Annotated in this window: 15 protein-coding genes and 1 tRNA gene; 14 read left to right on the plus strand and 2 right to left on the minus strand. The window is 69.2% G+C overall.

The window, feature by feature from the left end; translation table 11 throughout:
• The first annotated feature begins 204 nt into the window (after positions 1 to 204).
• The 7 genes from mreC to ACZ4N5_RS16025 all read left to right on the plus strand — a co-directional run bounded on the left by mreC (position 205) and on the right by ACZ4N5_RS16025 (position 11,765).
• Positions 205 to 1,143 (plus strand): rod shape-determining protein MreC, encoded by a 939-nt coding sequence (mreC, locus tag ACZ4N5_RS15995; protein WP_467757679.1) that lies wholly within the window; start codon positions 205 to 207, stop codon positions 1,141 to 1,143.
• 18 nt (positions 1,144 to 1,161) lie between these two features.
• Complete coding sequence (gene mreD, locus ACZ4N5_RS16000; RefSeq protein ID WP_467757680.1) at positions 1,162 to 1,836, plus strand: rod shape-determining protein MreD; 675 nt, start codon at positions 1,162 to 1,164, stop codon at positions 1,834 to 1,836.
• A gap of 140 nt (positions 1,837 to 1,976) precedes the next feature.
• Entirely contained in the window at positions 1,977 to 4,235 is a 2,259-nt protein-coding gene (gene mrdA / locus ACZ4N5_RS16005) for a penicillin-binding protein 2 (protein ID WP_467757681.1), read from the plus strand.
• Between the two features lie 34 nt (positions 4,236 to 4,269).
• A complete protein-coding gene (rodA, locus tag ACZ4N5_RS16010) occupies positions 4,270 to 5,466 on the plus strand; it encodes a rod shape-determining protein RodA (RefSeq protein WP_261708779.1) in 1,197 nt (398 codons plus the stop codon).
• 142 nt (positions 5,467 to 5,608) lie between these two features.
• On the plus strand, positions 5,609 to 7,120 hold the full coding sequence (locus ACZ4N5_RS16015) for a CYTH and CHAD domain-containing protein (protein WP_467757682.1): 1,512 nt from the start codon (positions 5,609 to 5,611) through the stop codon (positions 7,118 to 7,120).
• A 128-nt stretch (positions 7,121 to 7,248) separates the two neighbouring features.
• Positions 7,249 to 9,219 (plus strand): TIGR03960 family B12-binding radical SAM protein, encoded by a 1,971-nt coding sequence (locus tag ACZ4N5_RS16020; protein ID WP_467757683.1) that lies wholly within the window; start codon positions 7,249 to 7,251, stop codon positions 9,217 to 9,219.
• A 560-nt stretch (positions 9,220 to 9,779) separates the two neighbouring features.
• Complete coding sequence (locus ACZ4N5_RS16025) at positions 9,780 to 11,765, plus strand: hypothetical protein (RefSeq protein ID WP_467757684.1); 1,986 nt, start codon at positions 9,780 to 9,782, stop codon at positions 11,763 to 11,765.
• Positions 11,766 to 12,281: 516 nt separating this feature from the next.
• Here ACZ4N5_RS16025 and ACZ4N5_RS16030 read toward each other — a convergent pair.
• Positions 12,282 to 13,211, minus strand: a complete 930-nt coding sequence (locus ACZ4N5_RS16030) for an alpha/beta hydrolase (RefSeq protein WP_467757685.1) — start codon at positions 13,209 to 13,211, stop codon at positions 12,282 to 12,284.
• Between the two features lie 109 nt (positions 13,212 to 13,320).
• On the opposite strand from ACZ4N5_RS16030, the gene ACZ4N5_RS16035 reads away from it, so the two are divergent.
• From ACZ4N5_RS16035 to ACZ4N5_RS16055, 5 genes are all read left to right on the plus strand, one after another.
• On the plus strand, positions 13,321 to 13,767 hold the full coding sequence (locus ACZ4N5_RS16035; RefSeq protein ID WP_467757686.1) for a MarR family winged helix-turn-helix transcriptional regulator: 447 nt from the start codon (positions 13,321 to 13,323) through the stop codon (positions 13,765 to 13,767).
• 616 nt (positions 13,768 to 14,383) lie between these two features.
• Positions 14,384 to 15,748 (plus strand): glutamate decarboxylase, encoded by a 1,365-nt coding sequence (locus tag ACZ4N5_RS16040; RefSeq protein WP_467757687.1) that lies wholly within the window; start codon positions 14,384 to 14,386, stop codon positions 15,746 to 15,748.
• A 987-nt stretch (positions 15,749 to 16,735) separates the two neighbouring features.
• The gene (locus ACZ4N5_RS16045) at positions 16,736 to 17,728 is read left to right on the plus strand and encodes a phospholipase D-like domain-containing protein (protein WP_467757688.1); all 993 of its coding nucleotides are present in this window, start codon (positions 16,736 to 16,738) and stop codon (positions 17,726 to 17,728) included.
• Positions 17,729 to 17,777: 49 nt separating this feature from the next.
• A tRNA-Glu gene (locus ACZ4N5_RS16050) sits at positions 17,778 to 17,857 on the plus strand.
• Between the two features lie 223 nt (positions 17,858 to 18,080).
• A complete protein-coding gene (locus ACZ4N5_RS16055) occupies positions 18,081 to 18,533 on the plus strand; it encodes a barstar family protein (RefSeq protein ID WP_467757689.1) in 453 nt (150 codons plus the stop codon).
• 137 nt (positions 18,534 to 18,670) lie between these two features.
• Here ACZ4N5_RS16055 and ACZ4N5_RS16060 read toward each other — a convergent pair whose 3' ends face one another.
• Positions 18,671 to 19,444 carry a hypothetical protein gene (locus ACZ4N5_RS16060; protein WP_467757690.1) on the minus strand — a complete coding sequence of 258 codons (774 nt, stop codon included), beginning with the start codon at positions 19,442 to 19,444 and terminating at the stop codon, positions 18,671 to 18,673.
• A gap of 260 nt (positions 19,445 to 19,704) precedes the next feature.
• Here ACZ4N5_RS16060 and ACZ4N5_RS16065 point away from each other — a divergent pair, with 260 nt between their 5' ends.
• Entirely contained in the window at positions 19,705 to 20,847 is a 1,143-nt protein-coding gene (locus ACZ4N5_RS16065) for a glycosyltransferase (RefSeq protein WP_467757691.1), read from the plus strand.
• A 156-nt stretch (positions 20,848 to 21,003) separates the two neighbouring features.
• The gene (locus ACZ4N5_RS16070; protein WP_467757692.1) at positions 21,004 to 22,200 is read left to right on the plus strand and encodes a hypothetical protein; all 1,197 of its coding nucleotides are present in this window, start codon (positions 21,004 to 21,006) and stop codon (positions 22,198 to 22,200) included.
• Positions 22,201 to 22,240: the final 40 nt, after the last annotated feature.

Here is a 22,240-nt window from a genome sequence, read left to right on the forward strand (position 1 = left end):
TTCCGCCGTACGAGATCACCCCTTCTCGTGCGGCGGATCGTTGGTATGGAGGCATAAACTCCTGCGACATAGAGTCATAACCTCCCCCATAACAGCCATCCCGTCACACCCCCCCACTCCAGCCTCATCGCACCGTGGGCATCCTTTTGGCCCAGGGTGCGCCCCTGTTGACCCAATACAACGAGGAAGGCACGGCCGCCGCACGTGAGGGACACACGAGAGAGCCGGCTGCTCCTGGTGCTGCTGATCGCCATCGCGTTCGCACTGATCACGGTGGACATCCGCGGCGGGCAGGACTCACCGGTCGACGGTGCCCGCCAGGCCGCCGCGACGGTCTTCGGCCCGATCGAGAACGGGGTGTCGTCCGCGGTCGACCCCGTCGGCAACGCGATCTCCGCGGTCCGCGACTCGGGCGGACGGCATGATCGCATCGCCCAACTGGAGCACGACAACGCGGCGTTGAAGGCGAGGCTCGGCAGCAACGACCGCAACCGCAGCCGCCTCAAGCAGCTCGACAAGATGATCAAGGTGGCGGGCGAGGGGCAGTACGGCATCAAGGGCGCCGAGGTGATCGCCATAGGGGCGGCCCAGGGCTTCTCCTGGACCGTCACCATCGACGTCGGCGCCCAGGACGGCATCCAGCGCGACATGACCGTCCTGAACGGCGACGGCCTGGTCGGCCGGGTCACCACCGTCGGTCCGGACACCGCGACCGTACTGCTCGCCAACGACCCCGACTTCACCGTCGGCACGCGCATGGAGTCGACCGACGAACTCGGCTTCGCCTCCGGCCAGGGCGACCGCCCGCTGCGCGTCGAACTCCTCAACGCCAAGGCGAAGATCAAGAAGGGCGACCGGCTGGTCACCTTCGGCTCGCAGGCAGACAAGCCGTTCGTGCCCGGCGTTCCCGTCGGCGTCGTCTCCCGGGTCGACCCGTCCGGCGGCGACCTGACCCGCACGATCTACGTGACGCCGTTCGTCTCGTTCACCAAGCTCGACATCGTCGGCGTCGTCGTCGCGGCGCCCAAGAGCGATCCGCGCGACACCGTGCTGCCACCGAAACCCAGACCGACGCCCACGCCGACCGTGACCGTGACGGTCACCCCCTCGGCGAGTGCCCCCGTCCTCGGCCAGCAGCAGTAGCAGGAGGAGCCGAATCCCATGCGTTTCAACCGGATGCTGCTCTCCGTCACCCTGGTGGTCGTCGCCCTGGTGATCCAGGTGAGCGTCCTTGCCCGACTCCATCTCCCGGGCGCCGTCCCGGACCTGGTGCTGCTGACCGTCCTCGCCCTCGCCATGGTCTACGGCCATGTCGGCGGCGCGCTCATCGGCTTCGGCGCGGGTCTGCTCTCCGACCTCGCCCCGCCGGCCGACCACGCCGCCGGGCGCTACGCGCTCGTGCTCTGCGTCATCGGCTATTTCGCCGGCCTGGCCAAGCCGGAGAACGGTCGGCTCAAGTCGGCCACCGGACCGATGGCCGTGGTCGTCGCCGCGGCGATCGGCTCCACCCTGCTGTACGCGAGTGTCGGCGCCCTCGTCGGCGACACCGCCGCCCGCCACGTCGGGCTCAACAGCCTGCTTCTCACCGCCGCCGTCTACGACCTGCTGCTCGCGCCCTTCGTCGTCCCGGTGCTGATGGCGCTGGCCCGGCGCGCCGAGAACGATCCGCTCTCCGACGGTGGTTCGGCGTCCAAGGCGGCCGACGTCGCGTCGGGCTGGCTGTCCTCCGGCGGCACCGGCCTGCGCATCGGCAGCCAGCGCGGCGGACTGCGGGTGAAGGCGGCCAAGGCACGGGTGGCCCGCGCCGGACGCATCAAGGGGGTCAAGCGGCTGTGACGACAGCGACGAGCGCCGTCCGGCGGACGACTCAAGCGCCGCACGGGTCACACGACTTGACCGACCGCGGTGTCGGCGCGCACAGGTTCGCCGTGTACTCGTATGACTCGTACACGCACTGAGAGGGGGAGGCAGCAGCAGTGACCAATATCCCGGAGACCGGCCGGACCCCACGGGTCCAGATCCGGCTCGTCGTCATCCAGATTCTCGTACTCTCCCTCCTCGGCACCCTCGGCGGACGCCTCTGGTTCCTCCAGATCCGCAACGGCGACGAATACGCCAAGGAAGCCTCCGGCAACCACGTCCAGCAGGTCGTCCAGCCCGCCGTACGGGGCTCGATCCTGGACGCGCGGGGCGTTCCGATCGCCGACAACGAGACCCGGCTCGTGGTCTCCGCCTCGCGCACCGACCTGCTGAAGATGCCGGACGACGGGAAGGCCGTCCTCACCAAGCTCGCCGGCGTGCTCGGTCTCAAGGCCAAGGACGTGATCCAGAAGGTCCGCCTCTGCGACGCCAAGACGCCGCAGCCGTGCTGGAACGGCTCGCCCTACCAGCCGATCCCCATCACCGACAAGGCCACCCCGCGCCAGGCCCTGCAGATCCGCGAGCGCTCCGAGGACTTCCCCGGCATCACCGCCGAGCCGGAGGCGGTACGCCGTTACGCCGCCCCCGGCAAGGCCAACACCGCGCAGGTGCTCGGCTACCTCTCGCCCGTCACCGACGACGAGATCACCAAGGCCAAGGACACGGATTCGCCCTACCTCCGCTCCGACCAGGTCGGCCGCTCCGGCCTGGAGCGCCAGTACGACAAGGCGCTGCGCGGCAAGGCGGGTGTCACCCGCTACGAGGTCGACAACCTCGGCCGCGTCATCGGCAAGGCCAAGAGCGACAAGGCCGAACCCGGCGCCAACCTCGTCACCAGCATCGACGCCCGCGTCCAGCGCGTCGCCGAGTACGAGCTGGACTACGCGATGAAGGTCGCCCGGACCCAGTTCGACAAGATCACCGGCGAGAACTACAAGGCCGACTCCGGCGCGGTCGTGGTGATGGAGGCCAAGACCGGCCGCGTCGTCGCCATGGCGTCCCAGCCGACGTACGACCCGAACGCCTGGGTCGGCGGCATCTCCGGCAAGGACTACACCGCGCTCACCGGCAAGAAGTCCAACTACCCGCTGCTGAACCGGGCCACCCAGGGCCAGTCGGCGCCCGGCTCGACGTTCAAGGTGGTCTCCACCGCCGCCGCGGTCGAGGCCGGTTACGCCTTCGACGGCCACTACCCGTGCACGAGTTCGTACTCCGTCGGCAGCCAGGTCTTCAAGAACTTCGAGGGAGAGAGCTTCGGCCCCATCTCGCTCGGCCGGGCGCTGGAGGTCTCCTGCGACACCGTCTTCTACGGACTCGCCGACAACGAGTGGAAGAAGGACGGCGGGATCAACCCGAAGAAGACCCCCAAGGACTTCTTCTACAAGGCCGCCCACCAGTTCGGACTCGGCAAGGAGACCGGCATCGACCTCCCCAACGAGGTCACCGGCCGCGTCCCGGACCGCCACTGGAAGTCCAGCTACTGGAAGGCCAACAAGGACGCCTGGTGCAAGAGCGGCAAGAAGAACGGCAGCTACGTCGAGCGGATCGCGTACGAGAACTGCCTCGAAGGCAACAGGATGCGCGAGGGCGACTCGATCAACTACTCCATCGGCCAGGGTGACACCCTCGTCACCCCCGTCCAGGAAGCCGCCATCTACTCCGCGGTCTCCAACGGCGGCACCCTGTACGCCCCGACCATCGGCAAGGCGATCGTCAGCGCCGACGGCAGGACCGTCCAGGACATCAAGCCGAAGGTGAACGGCAAGCTGCCGGTCAGCAAGGCGACGCTCAAGGGCATGAACGAGGCCTTCGCGGGTGTCGTCACCCGTGGTACCGCCGCCTGGAAGTTCGGCGGCTGGCCGCAGGACAAGATCCCGCTGCACGCCAAGACCGGTACCGCCGAGGTCTACGGCAAGCAGACGACGTCCTGGCTCGCCACGTACTCCAAGGACTACACGATCATCATGACGATCTCCCAGGCCGGTACGGGTTCGGGAGCGTCCGGTGAGGCCGTGCGCAAGATCTACAACGCGCTCTACGGCGTCTCCGCCGACGGCGCCATCGACAAGAAGAAGGCCCTGCTGCCGACCCCGCAGAAGAGCCTGCCGAAGATTCAGACCGACGGCTCGATCGACGCCCCGGCCATCTCCAAGGACCCGGCCAAGGACCAGCAGGCCAGCCAGGCCCCCAAGGACGGCACCACCGACCCGAACCTGCCCGCCGGTACCACCGCCTCGCCCACGGCCGTCAACCGCGTCACCCGAAGGCGTACGGCCCGCCCGCCCAGGAGGCGGGGGAAGAGGATCCTGACATGACGAGGGCGGCGACCAAGGTGCTGAGGATCCTGACATGACCGGAGCCAACAACTTCTCCGTCTCCGGGTACGGACCCGAGCGCGCGGGCTGGACACGTCTGTTCGCCCGCGACTCGCTCGCCCGCCGGCTCGACTGGCCGATACTGCTGTCGGCCGTGGCGCTCTCGCTGATCGGCGCGGCCCTCGTCTACTCGGCGACCCGCAACCGCACCGAGATCAACCAGGGCGACCCGTACTACTTCCTCATCCGCCATCTGATGAACGCCGGCATCGGCTTCGGCCTGATGATCGGCACGATCTGGCTCGGCCACCGCACCCTGCGCACGGCCGTGCCGATCCTGTACGGGCTCTCGGTCTTCATGATCCTGCTGGTGCTGACCCCGCTCGGCGCGACGATCAACGGCCAGCGCAACTGGCTCGTCGCGGGCGGCCTGTCGCTCCAGCCGGCCGAGTTCATCAAGATCACGATCATCCTGGGCATGGCGATGCTGCTGGCCACACGGGTGGACGCGGGCGACAAGCAGTACCCCGACCACCGCACGGTGCTGCAGGCGCTGGGCCTCGCCGCCGTCCCGATGATGATCGTGCTGCTCATGCCCGACCTCGGCACGATCATGGTCGCGGTCGTCATCGTGCTTGGTGTGCTGCTCTCCTCCGGCGCCTCCAACCGCTGGGTGTTCGGTCTCATCGGCGCGGGCGCCCTCGGCGCGGTCGCCGCCTGGCGGCTGCACGTCCTCGACGAGTACCAGATCAACCGCTTCGCGGCCTTCGCCAACCCCGACCTCGATCCGGCCGGCGTGGGCTACAACACCAACCAGGCCCGTATCGCCATCGGGTCCGGCGGCCTCTTCGGCACAGGCCTCGGCCACGGCTCGCAGACGACCGGCCAGTTCGTGCCCGAGCAGCAGACGGACTTCGTCTTCACGGTCGCCGGCGAGGAACTGGGCTTCGTGGGCGCGGGCCTGATCCTGCTGCTCCTCGGCGTGGTCCTGTGGCGCGCCTGCCGCATCGCCCGCGAGACGACCGAGCTGTACGGCACGATCGTCGCCGCCGGGATCATCGCCTGGTTCGCCTTCCAGGCCTTCGAGAACATCGGCATGACCCTGGGGATCATGCCGGTCGCCGGTCTGCCCCTCCCGTTCGTGTCCTATGGAGGATCCTCCATGTTCGCGGTCTGGGTCGCGATCGGGCTCCTGCAGTCGATCAGAGTGCAACGCCCGATGTCGGCCTAGCCAAGACCCGGCCGAGCGGAGACCGGGTGTCGCCTCGGAGAACTCGAGGTGACACCCGGCCCAACGGGAAAAGACGACCTCTGGCCAAGCCGGGGCCGATTGGGTACTGCCCACGGCCCGTAAACGCGTCTAGATTCGGTTCATGGCGGACACGAAGCGCGAGATCGAGCGCAAGTACGAAGGTCCCGCGGCCGAGGGTGGCACCGAACTGCCAGATCTGAGCGGCGTCCCCGGAGTCGCGGGCATCGTCGACAAGGGCGTCGCCGAACTCGACGCCACCTATTACGACACGCCCGACCAGCGCCTCGCCGCCGCCTCCCTCACCCTGCGCCGCCGCACCGGCGGCGACGACGCCGGCTGGCACCTCAAACTCCCCGTCTCCGAGGGCGTACGCGACGAGATCCAAGCCCCCCTCTCCGACACCGTGCCCCGCGCGCTGTCGGGCCTCGTCCGCTCCCGCGTGCGCGACGCCGAACTCGTCCCCCTCGTACGCCTGCGGTCGGCCCGCGACATCCGCCACCTCGTCGACGACTCCGGCGCCCTGCTCGCCGAGGTCAGCCTCGACCGGGTCCGCGCGGAGCGGCTCAGCGGGGGCAAGGGCACCGCCGCATGGACCGAGATCGAGGTGGAACTCGCGGACGACGGCGACCCCGCCTTCCTCGACACGGTCGAGAAGAAACTCCGCAAAGCCGGTCTGAGCCGCTCCGCCTCGGCCTCCAAACTGGCGAAGGCGCTCGGCGAGACCGGGAAGCGGGCCAAGAAGCCCGCCCCCGAGAAGGAGCCGGTCACCGCGGGCGACCACGTCCTCGCCTACCTCCGCGTCCAGTACGACGCCATGGTCGAACTCGATCCGGCCGTCCGCCGTGAAGTCCACGACTCCGTGCACAGCATGCGCGTCGCCACCCGCCGGATGCGCAGCACCTTCCGCTCGTACGGGAAGATCCTCGACCGTGGCGTCACCGACCCGATCGGCGACGAGCTGAAATGGCTGGCCGGCGAGCTCGGCGTCGACCGCGACCAGGAAGTCCTCACGGAGCGACTCACCGAGGCCCTCGGCGAGCTGCCCCGCACCCTGCTCTCCGGACCCGTGCGCACCCGGATGCGCACCTGGGCGCACGCCCGCCACGGCGGCTCCCGGCGCCGCCTGATCGCCGTCCTGGACGGAAAGCGCTATATGGCGCTGCTGACCGCGCTCGACGCGCTCGTGGCCGACCCGCCGCTGCTCAAGGCGGCGGCGGGCGACCCCGCGAAGGTGATCGCGCAGGCCGTCCGCAAGGACTTCGGCAAGGTCTCCGACCTCGTCGTCCAGGCCCTCGACCGGCCGCCGGGCGCCGACCGCGACCACGCGATGCACGAGGCCCGCAAGAAGGCCAAGCGCACCCGTTACGCCGCCGAGGCCGCCGCCCCGGCCCTGGGCGGACCGGCCGCCGGCCTGGTGAAGTCGATGAAGTCGCTGCAAAGCCTGCTCGGCGATCACCAGGACAGCGTGATGACCCGCGAGGCCCTGCGGGAACTGTCCGCCCTGGCGCACGCGGCGGGGGAGAGCTCGTTCACCTACGGGGTGCTCTACGGCCGTGAGGAGCAGCGCGCGGCGGCGGCCGAGGCGGCGCTGCCGGGGGCCTGGGAGGCGATCGAGGCACAGGCGGCGGTCTGACAGATGCCGACAGGCTGCCGTACGCAGGGAGGCGGCCGAGGCCCGGTGTTCGTCCGGCGGTGCGGCGGGTCCCTCCGGTCGCGTTACGCTAGATGGTCACCCCCCATCAGCTCACGAAGGTTCGCGAGATGCCTGCCGAAACCGCCGTGTCGGTCTTCCCACAGCTCGAAGCTCTGCTCCCGCATGTGCAGAAGCCGATCCAGTACGTCGGCGGAGAGCTCAATTCCACGGTCAAGCCCTGGGACACCTGTGACGTCCGCTGGGCGCTGATGTACCCCGACGCCTACGAGGTCGGCCTGCCCAACCAGGGCGTCATGATCCTCTACGAGGTACTGAACGAGCGCGAGGGCGTCCTCGCCGAGCGCACGTACAGCGTCTGGCCGGACCTCGAGGAGCTGATGCGCGAGCACCGGGTCCCGCAGTTCACGGTCGACAGCCACCGCCCGGTGAAGGCCTTCGACGTGTTCGGCCTGTCCTTCTCCACGGAGCTGGGCTACACGAACATGCTCACCGCCCTCGACCTGGCCGGCATCCCGCTGGAGTCCAAGGACCGCACGCTCGACGACCCGATCGTCCTGGCCGGCGGGCACGCGGCCTTCAACCCCGAGCCGATCGCCGACTTCATCGACGCGGCGATCATCGGCGACGGCGAGCAGGCCGTGCTCGACATGACGGAGATCATCCGCGCCTGGAAGGCGGAGGGCCGCCCCGGAGGCCGCGAAGAGGTCCTCTTCCGCCTGGCGAAGACGGGCAACGTCTACATCCCGGCCTTCTACGACGTCGAGTACCTCCCCGACGGCCGGATCGCCCGCGTGGTCCCGAACAAGTCGGGCGTCCCGTGGCGCGTGTCCAAGCACACGGTCATGGACCTCGACGAGTGGCCCTACCCCAAGCAGCCCCTGGTGCCGCTGGCCGAGACGGTCCACGAGCGCATGTCGGTGGAGATCTTCCGCGGCTGTACGCGCGGCTGCCGCTTCTGCCAGGCGGGCATGATCACCCGCCCGGTGCGCGAGCGTTCCATCACGGGCATCGGCGAGATGGTGGAGAAGGGCCTGAAGGCGACGGGCTTCGAGGAGGTCGGCCTGCTCTCCCTGTCCTCCGCCGACCACTCGGAGATCGGTGACATCGCCAAGGGCCTGGCCGACCGGTACGAGGAGGACAAGATCGGTCTCTCCCTCCCCTCCACCCGCGTGGACGCCTTCAACGTCGACCTGGCCAACGAACTGACCCGCAACGGCCGGCGCTCGGGCCTGACCTTCGCCCCCGAGGGCGGCTCCGAGCGCATGCGCAAGGTCATCAACAAGATGGTCTCGGAAGAGGACCTCATCCGGACCGTCTCCACCGCCTACGGCAACGGCTGGCGCCAGGTGAAGCTGTACTTCATGTGCGGCCTGCCGACGGAGACGGACGAGGACGTCATGCAGATCGCCGACATGGCGATGAACGTGATCGCCGAGGGCCGCAAGGTCTCCGGCCAGAACGACATCCGCTGCACGGTGTCCATCGGCGGCTTCGTCCCCAAGCCGCACACCCCCTTCCAGTGGGCGCCGCAGCTCTCCGCCGAGGACACGGACGCCCGCCTGACGAAGCTCCGCGACAAGATCCGCGGCGACAAGAAGTACGGTCGCTCGATCGGCTTCCGCTACCACGACGGCAAGCCTGGCATCGTCGAGGGCCTGCTCTCCCGCGGAGACCGGCGCATCGGCTCGGTCATCCGCGCCGTCTACGAGGACGGCGGCCGCTTCGACGGCTGGCGCGAGCACTTCTCGTACGACCGCTGGATGAGCTGCGCCGACAAGACGCTCCCCGCCTTCGGCGTGGACGTCGACTGGTACACCACCCGCGAGCGCACCTACGAGGAGGTCCTGCCCTGGGACCACCTCGACTCTGGCCTCGACAAGGACTGGCTCTGGGAGGACTGGCAGGACTCCCTCGACGAAACCGAGGTCGAGGACTGCCGCTGGACTCCCTGCTTCGACTGCGGTGTGTGTCCGCAGATGGACACCAGCATCCAAATCGGCCCGACGGGCAAGAAGCTGCTGCCCCTGACGGTCAAGAACGCAGGTCCGACGCCGGCATCGAGCGGTCACTCCCACTGACGTGAGCGGGGCACTCGATCGGGTGATGGAGGCGCTGGCGGGGGTGAGCGAGGACGAGGTGCCGGCCGCGCTGGCTGCTTCGGGCGCGTCGAGCCGTCGGACTCCGAAGCCCGAGAGTGGTCCTCGGACGCCACTGCCGGGCCCTCGGACCGTCTCGGGCATTCATTCCGAGGTGGAGTGGGTCTGAGCCCTCAGCAGACGTTCGGCGGCCCCTGGTTCGCTCTGAGCCCCGTCCTGGACCCGGGACGGGGCTCATTCGTGTTTCCGGCCGCCCTCTGTGGTGCATGGCGTGGCTCGGGAACGCTGATCACGGCTCGGCTGCCGTTCGTGCCGTGAGAGCGACGGCTCGGGTCTGGACCGGCCTGCCTACTCATCTGCCGCGCTCGGCGTGCCCACCGCAGGAGGCGAACGTAGCGTGCCCATATGAGCGCGATACGTGGCTGTCGGGTCGGAGCGGGAGACGTCTCACGGAAACGTGGGCTGCCGGTTCGACGCGGGCGCGGCCGACCTGGGTGCGGCCCGGCTCGGTCGCTTGTCGTGGGGCAGGTGGTGTTCCCGTGATGAAGAAGATCTTGGTCGCGCTCGGGATCGTGTTGGTCCTGCAAAGCCTCTTCGCGCTCTGTCTGGTCAGTTCGCTGCAACTGCTGGTGCTGCGCAACGCCCCGATCGGCGTGACCGGCTCGTCCCCGGTCGTGAACGCGGTGAGATCGAAGGTGTCGCTTCAGACGATCAACTATGCGGACGAGCCCGCGGTGCTCGATGCGATCGGCCAGAGCAAGCTGTATGGCGCCTACCTGCCCGGCCCCAGCAGCGACACCCTGATCGTGGTCCCGACCAAGAGTTTCTTCGGCCGTGTGGAGCTGGAAGCCGCTTTCGGTGACGCGTCCAAGAAGCTCGGCAAGCCCATGACGGTGAAGACCGTCAAACCGCTCCCGAAGAGCGACCGACTCGGCGGTGTCGTCGGGCTGCTCCTGATCCCCTTGCTCATCGGCGGATATCTCGCCGCCGTCCTGGTGCTCAAAGCGACCAGGACGGCCGCCGCGCCCTGGCATGTGGCGATGCTCCTCGGCTACTCGACCATCGGCGCCGTACTGACCGACCTGATCGCCGGGCCAGGCATCGGCGCCTACGAGAACAGCCATTTCTGGCCGCTCCTGCCCTGCTTCATCCTGATCGCCGCCTCCGTCACCCTCGCCGCCGCGGCCTTCCAACGCCTGGTCGGGCCTCTGGGCACTCTCCTGGTGGCGACCCTGTTCATCATCGTGGGTGGCTCCGCCGCCGGCGGGATCGGGCTCTTCCTCCTCCCCGTCTACTGGCAGCACATCGGCGCCATCTTCCCGCCCCAGCAAGCCGTCACCCTGCTGCGCAACGTCATCTACTTCGACGGCAACAACATCACCACGCCGCTCATCGTCCTCGGCCTGTACACACTGGTCGGGGGCGTCATCATCGGCTACCTGGGCCGCTGGCGCCCGGTCAAGAAGGTCGGCGGCACAGCCCCCTCCCACCGAGCGGGCTCCACGCCCGAGCCCTCCTCCGGGCGCCCTGTCGTGGCGGTCCTGGCCGCTCTGGCCGTCGCCGCCGTGATGCAGTGCCTGTTCACGGTCAACTACATGAGCTCCGCGCACGAGCCCGTCGCGACCGACCTCCCGATCGGCTCCACCGGCGCGTCCCCGATCCTGAACGCGGCCCAGCGGAACCTCTCCCTCAAGGTCACCCAGTACCCCGACGAAACCGCGGTGAAGGACGCGATCGACCAGGCCAAGATCTACGGCGCGCTCATCCCCGGACCGACATCGACCACGCTCCTCGTCGTCCCCACCCTCAGCGATGTCGCCCCCCTCGACCTCGCGGGGAACTTCGAGGAAGCCGCGAAGAAGCTCCGACAGCCGCTCCACGTCGAGCAGTACGCGCCCCATCCCCTGGCGAAGAAGGACCCCTTCGGCCTGGTCTCGTCGCTGATGCTCATCCCGCTGCTCGTCGGCGGCTACATGGGCGCCACGATGCTCCGAGCAACGACCGGAACCTCGGTCGGACGCTGGCGTCTGCCCGCACTCGCCGGGTTCGCCGTCCTCGCCGCCCTGCTGGTCAACGTCGTCGTCTGTACCTGGCTCAAGGGCTACCCCGCGCCCAAGTTCTGGATCGTCTGGCCGATTCTCGCCCTGGTCATCGCGGCCGTCGCCCTGGTCGCCGCCGTCCTGCAAAAACTCCTCGGCGCCGCCGGAACCCTCGTGACCGTCGTCGTGGTCATGCTCTTCGGCAATCCGTCGTCCGGCGGAGCGAACGGAGTTCCCTACCTGCCGGCCTTCTGGCGAGCGATCGGCCCGTACCTGCCACCCCGCAACGCCTACATCCTGCTCCGCAACTCGATCTACTTCGACGGCCACGGAACCACCCAGGCCCTGATCGTCCTGCTCCTCTACCTCGTCATCCCCGCCGTGGCCCTCGTCCTGCTCTACCGCTTCCGCACACCGGAAAGCCCCGTGACCCCGGAGACCGAGGCCGAAGCGACCGCGCTGACCGTCCCTGTGGGCGGCCTGCCGTAGGTGGGGCCATTACGAGCATGCCCAAGGCGACCGAGTGGATGGATCCTCAGAAGTGTTCGCCCGCAGATGGACACCAGCATCCAAATCGGCCCGACGGGCAAGAAGCTGCTGCCTCTGACGGTCAAGAAAGCGGGCCCGACGCCGGCATCGAGCGGTCACTCCCACTGACGTGAGCGGGGCACTCGATCGGGTGGTTGAGGCGCTGGTGGGGGCTGGCGAGGGCGAGGTGACGACTGCGTTGTCTGTGGTCGGCGTCTCGGTCCCGCGCCCATCGGCGCCGTCAGCGCCCCTTCGGACGCCGCTGCCGGGCCCTGAGGCCTCACTGCACATGGTCTCTGAGGTGGAGTGGGTCTGAGGGCCGCATCGGCTGGTGCGTGACTGTGTGACTGCGAGCCCCCTTCCCTGACTGGGAGGGGGCTCGTTGGCGTTCGTCGGCGAGAGAGTCCATGGGCTACTGAAGTTGAACCCGTGATGTCGGCGACGGTGCTCCTGTGGCCGTCGCCGACATCACGGGTGTCAGTGGACCGGTTCGAGATGGTCGGCGCCCGGGCGGCCGGCGCTCAGGTGGGCGGTGAGGAAGCGGGCGGCGCGGTCGAGTGCGGCGTCCGCCTCGTCGAGGCGGCCGTAGTGGTGCTGGAATACGTGGGGGAGGCCGGGGCCGACTTCGAGCGTGACCTCGACGCCGTCGGCGCCCGCGCGGCCGGCCAGTCGGACCGCGTCGTCGAGGAGGACCTCGTTCGCCCCGACCTGCACAAGGAGTGGGGGCAGTCCGGTGAGGTCCGCGAACACCGGGCTGGCCAGGAGATGCGCCCGGTCGCCTGCGCCGACGTAGAGATCGGCGCAGGCGCGCACGTCGTCCGCTGTGAAAACGGGATCGGCGCCCTCCTTGGAACGGATGCTTTCCCCAGCGAGGGTGAGGTCGACCCAGGGGGAGAAGACGACCACGGCGGCCGGTTGCGGCAGCCCGGCTTCCCGGGCGGCGAGCAGCGTGGCGATGCTCAACCCGCCTCCGGCGGAGTCACCGGCCATGACGAGGTCCTGTGGGTCGGTGCCCGACGCCAGCAGCTCGCGGTAGGCCGCGAGCCCGTCGTCGACAGCCGCGGGGAACGGGTGCTCGGGCGCCAGCCGGTAGTCCACCGACGTCGCCCGCAGCCCGGTGCGGCGGGCCAGTTCACCGACCAGCCCTGCGTGGGTGTCTGGTGAGCCGATGACGTAGCCACCGCCGTGCAGGTAGAGCAGCCGGCCGCGGCCGGCTGCTCCGGCCGGCTCCAGCTCCAGGGCCGGCCGCCCGCCCAGGACGGTCCTGCGGGTGACCACGCCCTCCGGCGCGGGGCGGGTGAGGGCCGCGGCGAAACCCCTGCGCTGCTCCTCGGGAGTGGGCCGCTTCTCGCTGCGAGGCGCGGAACGGAGTATGGCGTCCAGGGCCTCGCGCTGCTGTCGGGACATGTGGGGCCTCCATGGGGCGGGGTGCGAGGATGGATTCCTGGGAATCCACCTGCCCGCCTCAACCGGATTCCAAGGAAGATGATTCCCAGGAATCTACTGGAAGGCCAATGTGAGCCACATCACCCCGATCTTCATCGACCTGGTCCGCGTCGAGACCCGGCTCTACAACGCGGTGAGCGCCCGGCTGCGCGCCGAACAAGGGCTGAGCCTGGGACAGTTCGAGTTTTTGGAGATCATCGACCGCGTGCCCGGGTGTCGCGTGCTCGACATCGTCGGCGAAGTGGCGATCACCGTGGGGGCCGTCAGCAAGGCGGTCGACCGGCTGGTGGCTGCGGGCTGGTGCCTGCGGGTCGCGCACCCCCAGGACCGTCGCTCGTCCGTCCTCCGCCTCACATCCGCGGGTGAGGAGCGGTTGTCTGCATCCCGCCCCATTGTCGAAAGCGAGCTCATCTCACTGACCGTGGCGGTTCCCCCCGACGACCTGGCCCGCATCGGCTCAACCCTGGCCGGTCTTCGCGCGACCCTCGAGGCGGGCCCCCACGGCCGGCCGGAATGACGGGGCATGACCCGCGGATGACAGCCGACCTCCCAGAGTTGAGTGACACTGCTTGGCCCCAGCTGGACACCGGCATCCGAATCGGCCCGACGGGCAAGAAGCTGCTGCCGCGGACGGTCAAGAACGTGGGTCCGACGCCGAGCGGTCACGCGCACTGACGTGGGCGAGGCACGCGATCGGGTGACTGATGCCCTGGCGCGGGCGGGCGAGGACGAGGTGCCGGCCGCGCCGGCTGCTTCCGGCGCGCCGAGCCGCCGGCCCTCGGAGCCCGAGAGTGGTCCTCGGACGCCACTGTCGGGCCCCGGACCGTCTCGGGCATTCATTCCGAGGTGGAGCGGGCCTGAGCCCTCAACAGACGTCCGGCGGGCCCCTGCTTCGCTCTGAGCCCCGTCCCGGACCCGGGACGGGGCTCGGTCGTGTTTCCGGCCGCCGGACTTGCCGGCTCGGCCGACCCGGGCGCGGCCCGGCTCGGTCGCTTGTCGTGGGGCAGCTGGTGTTCCGTGCGGTCGGCGAGTGTTGTCGGTCGCTCGGGAAGGTACGCCGTTCGCGTGCATCCCGCGCCCCGTCCGTAGGTGCTGGGCATGGCTCCCTCTCCGACCGTGGTTGAGTCGCCGGTATGACCAAGAGTGACGCCGAGGCTCTGTTCGGCAACCGTTTCCTGACCATGCCCGCTCCCTCGGAGACCTTCCCCGAGAAGGGCATGGCCGCGACGGATGCAATGAGGCTCGTGGATGTGGATCTCGCCATGGAGGGCGACCCGCAGCGCAACCTCGCCACGTTTGTCACCACTTGGATGGAGCCGGAGGCGCAACGGCTGATCGCCGAGAATCTCCACCGCAATTTCATCGACCATGCGGAGTACCCGATTTCCGCCGAGATCGAGCAGCGTTGCGTGCGCATGCTCGCCGACCTCTTCAACGCGCCGGGTACGACAACCGGATGTCGGACCCAGGGTTCGTCCGAGGCGATCATGCTCGGTGCGCTGTCGCTGAAATGGAAGTGGCGGGAGCGCCGGCAGGCGGCCCATCTGTCGGTCGACCGCCCCAACTTGATCTTCGGCGGGGACGTCCACGTCGTGTGGGAGAAGTTCTGCCGCTACTTCGACGTCGAACCGCGGATCGTGCCGCTTGCCGAGGGCAAGTACACGATCGGTCCGGAGGACGTGGAGCCTCACCTCGACGAGAACACGATCGGCGTCGTCGCCGTCCTCGGCACCACGTTCACCGGCCACAAGGACGACGTCGTCGGGATCGACAAGCTCCTGCGGGACGTCCGCCAGAAGCGGGACCTCGACATCCCGATCCACGTCGACGGAGCCAGCGGCGCATTCGTGTGGCCCTTCCTCTACCCGGACTCGAAATGGGACTTCCGGCTCGAGCAGGTCCGTTCGATCAACGTCTCGGGACACAAGTACGGCCTGGTCTACCCCGGCATCGGCTGGCTGGTCTTCCGCGAGGAGTCCGACCTGCCCAAGGACCTCGTGTTCGAGGAGAACTACTTGGGCAAGACCGACTCGACGTTCACGTTGAACTTCTCCACCGGCGCGTCGATGGTGCTCGCGCAGTACTACAACTTCGTCCGGCTCGGTCGTCAGGGCTACACCTACGTCATGAAGATGATGCAGGAGAACGCCCACGCGCTGGCGGACAACCTGCGGAGCGGAGGCCGCTTCGAAGTGATCGGGAGCGACCTCGAGCAGCTGCCGCTGGTCGCTTTCCGTCTCGCCGGCAAGCACGCGTACGACGAGTCCGACGTCGCCTGGCAACTCTCGGCCGAGCGCGGCTGGATGGTGCCTGCGTACACGCTCCCGCCCAACGCGGAGCGGGTGAAGATCATGCGTGCCCTGGTCAAGGAGACCCTGAGCCGCGAGCAGATCGATCGCCTGGGCCAGGACATCGCCGACGCGTGTCGCACTCTGGACGACAAGGGTGCGACCCATGAGAAGGAGCGGGCCCGGGTCAAGCGCGGCACCGGCTACTGAGGCACCTCCGCCCCCGATTGCACACCGGCCGGCTCCCGTGAAGAAGCTCCGGCAGCCCCTCCGCGTCGAGCGGTACGCACCCCTTCCGTCTGCGGAGAAGGACCCCTTCGGCCTGGTCGAGAGATGGACACCAGTATCCAAATCGGCCCGACGGGAAAGAAGTTGCTGTCGCTGACGTCCAAGGACGCGGCTCCGACCCCGAGCGGTCACGCCCACTGAGGTGAGCGGTGGAGCTCGATCCGGTGATCGAGGCCCTTGCGGGACCGAGCGAGGACGAGGCCGCCTCCGCGCCGGCCACGGTCGGCGCCTCGCGGATCGCCTTCGCGGTGGAGTGGGCCCGAGGCCCGGTCCAGGCTTGTGCACCGCCGTGTGGCCATAGAGCCCCTTCCCCGTCGGGAGGGGGCTCATTGGCGTTCCGTCGCGTAGTCGATCACCTCACGACACGGGCCACGGTCGAGCCGATGTCTCCGGCGGGGGATCGGCCGGTACCGGGTTGGGGGGCGCGCCGTTCCCGGCAGGACGACTCGCAGGGGTGCAACGAGTGCACCCCATTGCGGGGTTCATGACGGGCCCGGACGAAATCCCTGCCGGCCTGCTCCACAAGGAGCGTGCCCTAAGCGGGCTGCGGCGGTGGGCGACAGGTAGGGGCTCGGCCCAGCCGTGGACTACTCGCGCCAGAGCTGTGGGGCAACCCACCGAACGGATTCCAGGGGTGGCCGTCCTGCCCTGCGAGCCGGTGAGACGGGGCAGTTGGGGCGACTCCAGGGCCGGACTCGCGTACCTCCCAGGGCTCGCTACGAAGATTTTGCGAACGCACGGGCATCGCATGAACCGCTTTCCATCTGGCGGAGTCCCCTTTGCCCGGCTCTACGGCCGACCGCTAACTGCGCGTTCACCGACCTTCTCTTCCTCGGCTGTCTACGCGCGTGGTGTCATGCACACGCCCACGGTCCCCCGGGTGGGCGCCAACTCGACCAGGAGTCACGCATGTTGTGGAAGGTCTTCGGCCGCGCCGGTGTCACGCTGGCAGCGGGCGCCGCCGTGCTCGCCACCGCCGTCCCCGCGAACGCCGCGAGCTACACGGCGTTCGCCTCCTCGCAGAGCAGCAGCCAGCCCACCATCTACGGCTTCATCAACTCGGCCACCACCTCCCTCGACATGACGATGTACGAGCTGGAGGACACCACGGCCGTCAACGACCTCATAGCGCTGGAGAACAAGGGCGTCGCGGTACGGGTGATCCTGGACAGCGCGCACAAGTCCGCCAACCAGTCGGCGTACAACTCCCTGACGAGCGCGGGCGCGGGAGTGGTCTGGTCGTCGTCCACCTTCGTCTACACCCACCAGAAGACCATCACGGTCGACGGCACCAAGTCGCTGATCCTCACCGGCAACCTCACCTCCCAGTACTACCCGACCGGCCGTGACTACGGCGTCTTCGACGACGACACCCGTGACGTCGCCTCGATCGAGAAGGTCTTCAACGCGGACTACACCGGCACCGCGATCACCCCGACCGACGGCGACCATCTGCTCTGGTCCCCCACCGACTCCCGCAGCCGCCTGGTGTCCGTGATCAACAGCGCCACCAAGACGCTCGACGTCGAGGAACTGGAGTTCAGCGACAGCACGGTGGTCAACGCCATCGTGGCCAGGGCGAAGGCGGGCGTCGCCGTACGAGTGGTCCTGGAGAGCCCGTCCAGCTACTCCAGCCAGGTGTCCGCGATCAAGGCGGCCGGCGGCACCGTCGTCGGATACTCCGACCCCGACGGCTTCTACATCCACGCCAAGGCGATGGTCGCCGACTATGGCCTGTCCACCCAGGAAGTGGAGGCGGGTTCCATGAACATCAGCAGCAACTCGCTGAGCAACAACCGGGAACTGGGTCTCATCCTCACGGGCACCGGCGTGGCCCAATCCGTCGCCACCACCATCGAGACCACCTTCAACAGCGACTACAAGGGCGGCACCACCGCCTAGAACCTGTCGTGCTTTAAGTCGGATGCCCGAACCGCCGGCCGGCGTTACCGTGGGCGTCGTTCAGGTGCGCAGGTTGCGGCTACTTCTCCTTTCAAGAGAGCGACGCGGGTTCGAATCCCGCCGCCGGCCCCGGCCGGTGTCGTCCAGCGGCCCAGGATGCTTACGTTGCCGCCGCCGACTTCGATCTCTGAACACCCGGACACAAGCCGTCCGCCACGAAAATTCCCGGTGGACGGCTTCGTCATGCCAGACAGGGCGCTCCGTCCTGGTCGTTCCAGAGCACCGGATCCCGGCAGGCCGCGTGTGGTGTACTCGTCCGGCGATCATCACAAGACTGCGTGCGGGGGACTTGGTGAGTACCGAGGACGAGATGCTTGACGCCTGGGTGGACGTTGAGGAACGGCTGCCCTGGTTGCCGCTCGACCCCTATTTCGTGGGTGAGGAACGGCACGGCCTCCTGGTGGAGGAACTGGAACGCTCCGGCTTCTCCGTACTGGAGATCGACCTGGCGGCGGTGCGCGAGGAGCGGCAGCTCAAGTCCGCGCTGGGCCGGGCGTTGGTCAAGCCGGAGGGATACGCCGACAACTGGGACGCGCTGCGCGACCTTCTCCAGCAGCGCGGTGAGAGCCGTCCGTGGCTCATCGCCATCGTGTTCACGAGCGCCCACTCGTTCCTCCGCGCGGACGTGCACAGTTTCGTGCGGTCCGTGACGGTGCTGCACAGTCTGTCCGAGGAGCTGTCGAACATCGACGAACCGTACGGCCAGCTGGAGCTGTTCTACGTGGGGGAGTGGACCGAGGCCTGAGGCGGCGCGGCGGTCGTCCGTCGCGTGGGGTGTCCTGGGGGTCGGGTGGCGACCCGTCGGACACCCCTTCTGCGTGGCGGTTGTCAGGCCGGTTCAGATACGGGGCGTACGGGGAACCGGTGGCGGAGAGCCGATGGTCATACGCCGCCGTTGACGGCGCCGGGCGTCGGCTGCAGTGCGACCAGGATCCAGGGCTTGGGGTGACCCGTGCGGTCGGCGCAGTTCAGGGTCGCGGGGTGGGTGGTGGTGAACGCGACGCAGGCCGCTTCCCAGACCTGGCCCGTGGTGGTGACGACGTCGAACTTGATGCGTTTCACCGTGGTGCTCCGGTTGTGCGCGTTGACGGAGACGTCGCAGGGCAGGCCGGCCGCGCCGCCCGCGGGATAGTCGGGACGGCCGCTGAGGTCGGTCCACAGGAAGTTCTGCTTCTCGCCGGTCCGCTGGTCGCGGATGCCCGCGTACGTCCTTCCGCCGGTCAGCGCGACACGGATCTCGAAGTCCTCCGACGCCTGATCGGCGTCGATGCCGATACACGGGCCCGTCGGTCCCGTCGGGCCCGTCACGCCGATCTGGCCCGGGGGGCCGGTGGTTCCGGTGGCGCCGGGCTGTCCCTGAGGTCCGGTGGGCCCGGTCGCACCGGTGGCGCCCCGCGGGCCCCGCGGACCCCTGCACCCCCACCTGCCGTCGGCGGGCCCGCCCGCGGCGGCGCGGACCTCCCGGTCGTGCGGCCGACACCTGTCGCCGCCGTCCGCCGCCGTCGTGCGATCGGACGCGCTTCGGGTCGCCGGGGTCGCGGGGCTGACCACTCCCGACGTCATCACCAGCGCCAGTGAGGCGACCGCGCCGGCCTTCTTGAACCGGCCGCGGCCCGGCGGGCCCAGCAAGCGGGCGGTCCTGGACTCAGGATTCATACGGGCGCGCTCCTTGAATCGATCGGTGGGGGATTCCCCGAAGCCGATCGCGAGCTTGACCCGCGGATGACCGTCAGACCGTCACATTCCGGCTAACGCGCCATGTCTATCATCAAATCAGCTTAATTGTGGGCAACCTGATGGGTCAATTCTCCGCCAGTGGTTCGAAGTTGGACTTGCTGCGCCCGATCGGGCGCTGTTCGGCTCCGCGACCCGCGCCTTACGATCCTGGGCACCCGGCGTGTGCCACATTGGCAGCCGTGAAGCAGCAGACCATCTGCCTCTGCATGATCGTCAAGAACGAGTCGCGGGTCATCGAACGCTGCCTCGGCTCGGTCCGCCACCTGATCGACACCTGGGTGATCTCCGACACCGGCTCGACGGACGGCACCCAGGACCTGATCCGCGCGGCACTCGCCGGCATCCCGGGCGAACTCCACGAGGACCCCTGGGTCGACTTCGGCCACAATCGCACCCGGAACATCCGGCACGCCCGCGGCAAGGCCGACTTCCTCCTCACCGTCGACGCCGACCACGTCCTGCGCCAGGACGCCCCGCTGCCCCGGCTGACGGCGACCTCGTACATGCTGCGCTACGACACTCCGGGCACCCAGCACCGCTTCAAGCACCTGATGCGGGGGGACCGGACCTGGCGCTACGTCGGCGTCACCCACGAGTACCCGTGCACCGACGAGCCCGACGTCCAGGAGAACCTGGACGCGCTGGTGATCGAGGACCACGCCGACGGCGGCTGCCGCGCCGACAAGTTCGAACGCGACGCCCGCCTGCTCCGGGGAGAGCTCGAGCGCGATCCCGCCAACACCCGCACGGTCTTCTATCTCGCCAACACCGAACGCGACCTCGGGCACGCCGAAGAGGCGATCGCGCTGTACGAGCGGCGCGCGGCGATGGGCGGCTGGCCGGAGGAGGTCTACTGCTCCCTGCTGGAGGCCGGTCTCCTCAAGGCCGAGAGGACCGGGGACTGGCCGGGGGCGATGGACGCGTTCTCCCGTGCCTGGGAGGAGCGTCCGGAGCGGCTCGAAGCCTGCTACGAACTGGCCTCCCGGCTGCGGGTCCAGGGCCGTCACCACACCGCGCACGCCCTGCTCGGTGCCGCCCTGGACCGGCCCGAACCCGACGACCTGCTCTTCACCCGGAGCTGGGTGTACCGCTGGGGTCTGCTCTTCGAGTACTCGATCACCGCGTACTGGGTGGGTGACCACGCCGGCTCGGTCCAGGCCTGCGACCGGCTGCTGGGCCTGCCCGACCTGCCCGAGGCCATCCGGCGCCAGACCGGAATCAACCGCGAGTTCTCGGTCCAGCGCCTCGCCACCGTCCCGCCGCCGGCCTCCGTTCCCGGCGGGGCGAGGGCATCCCGGGCGGGCAGGGCCGCGAGGAGGTAGCGGGCACCGTGCCGGACCTGATCGGCCCGGCACGGCCCGTCGGCCGACGGTGGACCGACGTCGGACCCACCGCCTGTCGGCAGGTGTGACGGGAAGTCGTGCCGCCGGGTGTCGATTTGTCGCATCCATCGCGGTGCCCGGTGCGTCTACGCAGGTATGGATCTGGAAAAGCCGCCCCCTGGGCGGCCCGGCACACAGGCCGAGGGATGTCTTGTCGTCGCGATCCGCATTCCGGTGCGGATCGTGGTGCTCGTCCTCGTCGTGCCGGTACGGATGGTGTGGGACGCGCTCGCCGTCGGCGGAAGGTTTCTTCGGGACACCCTGTTCCGCCCGCTGGGGCGAGCGCTCGGGTGGGCGCTCGGATGGGTGGCACGGGCGCTGTTCGTCTGGCCCTGGGTCGCGCTGTGGCGGTACGTCGTCCTGCCCGTCGGCGGAGCGCTGGCCCGGCTCGGCTACGTGCTGCTCGTCGTGCCCGCGGTGTGGCTGTACCGCACGGTCCTTACCCCGCTCGGTCACGCCGTCGCCTGGGCGGTCCGGGGGATCGGTGCCGGGTTCGCCCTGCTGTTCAGGGGTGTCGCGGCCGTGGTCACCTGGATCGCCGGCGGTGTCGTGACCGTGCTCGACTGGGTGTACGTGCGGCTGCTCACGCCTGTCGGACGATCCGTCAGGTGGCTGCTCAAGGGCGTCGGGCTGGTCCTCGCGGCCATCGGGGTCGGGGCGTACACCGCCGTCGCCTGGCTGGCCCGGTACCTGCTCGTCGTCCCGGCCCTGTGGCTCTACGCCCGGGTCCTCACGCCCGTCGGCAGGGCGATCGCCCTGCTGGCCGGGGGGCTCGCCTGGATCATACGGATGATCTTCGTGGGCATCGGTGCCGCGCTCTACTGGACGGCGCGCGTCCTGCTGGTGCTGCCCGTCCTCGCGGTGTGGCGCTGGGTCCTCGTGCCGGTCGGGCGGATTCTCGCCGTCGTCGCCAGGGAGATCGGCGAGGCCCTCGGGCACGCGTGGCGGGTCGCCGGGCACATCTCGCTCGCCGTCGGACGGTTCCTCGCGCGCCTCTTCCGGTGGACCTTCGTGGAACCGGCGCGCTGGGCCTACCGGACCGTGCTGACGCCGGTCGGGCACGCCGTGCGCGACCTGGTGCTCAAGCCCGCGGCCGAGGTGGCGCGCGGCGTCCGGCGGGCGACACGGCAGGCCCTGGACGCCGCCCGGGACAGCGCCCGGCAGGCCCGCGCCGACTTCCGGCGGGTGCTCTTCGGGACGCCCCCGGAACCGGAGCCGGTCGCCCGGCGGGAACCACCGGCCGGTGAGACACGTACTCTAGGTAGCAGTACGACCGCACTCATGAAGGACTGAGCGACACTGGGCAAGCGACAGCCCGAAGGCCCGCCGCCCG

The organism is Streptomyces sp. NPDC026500, from assembly GCF_055567635.1.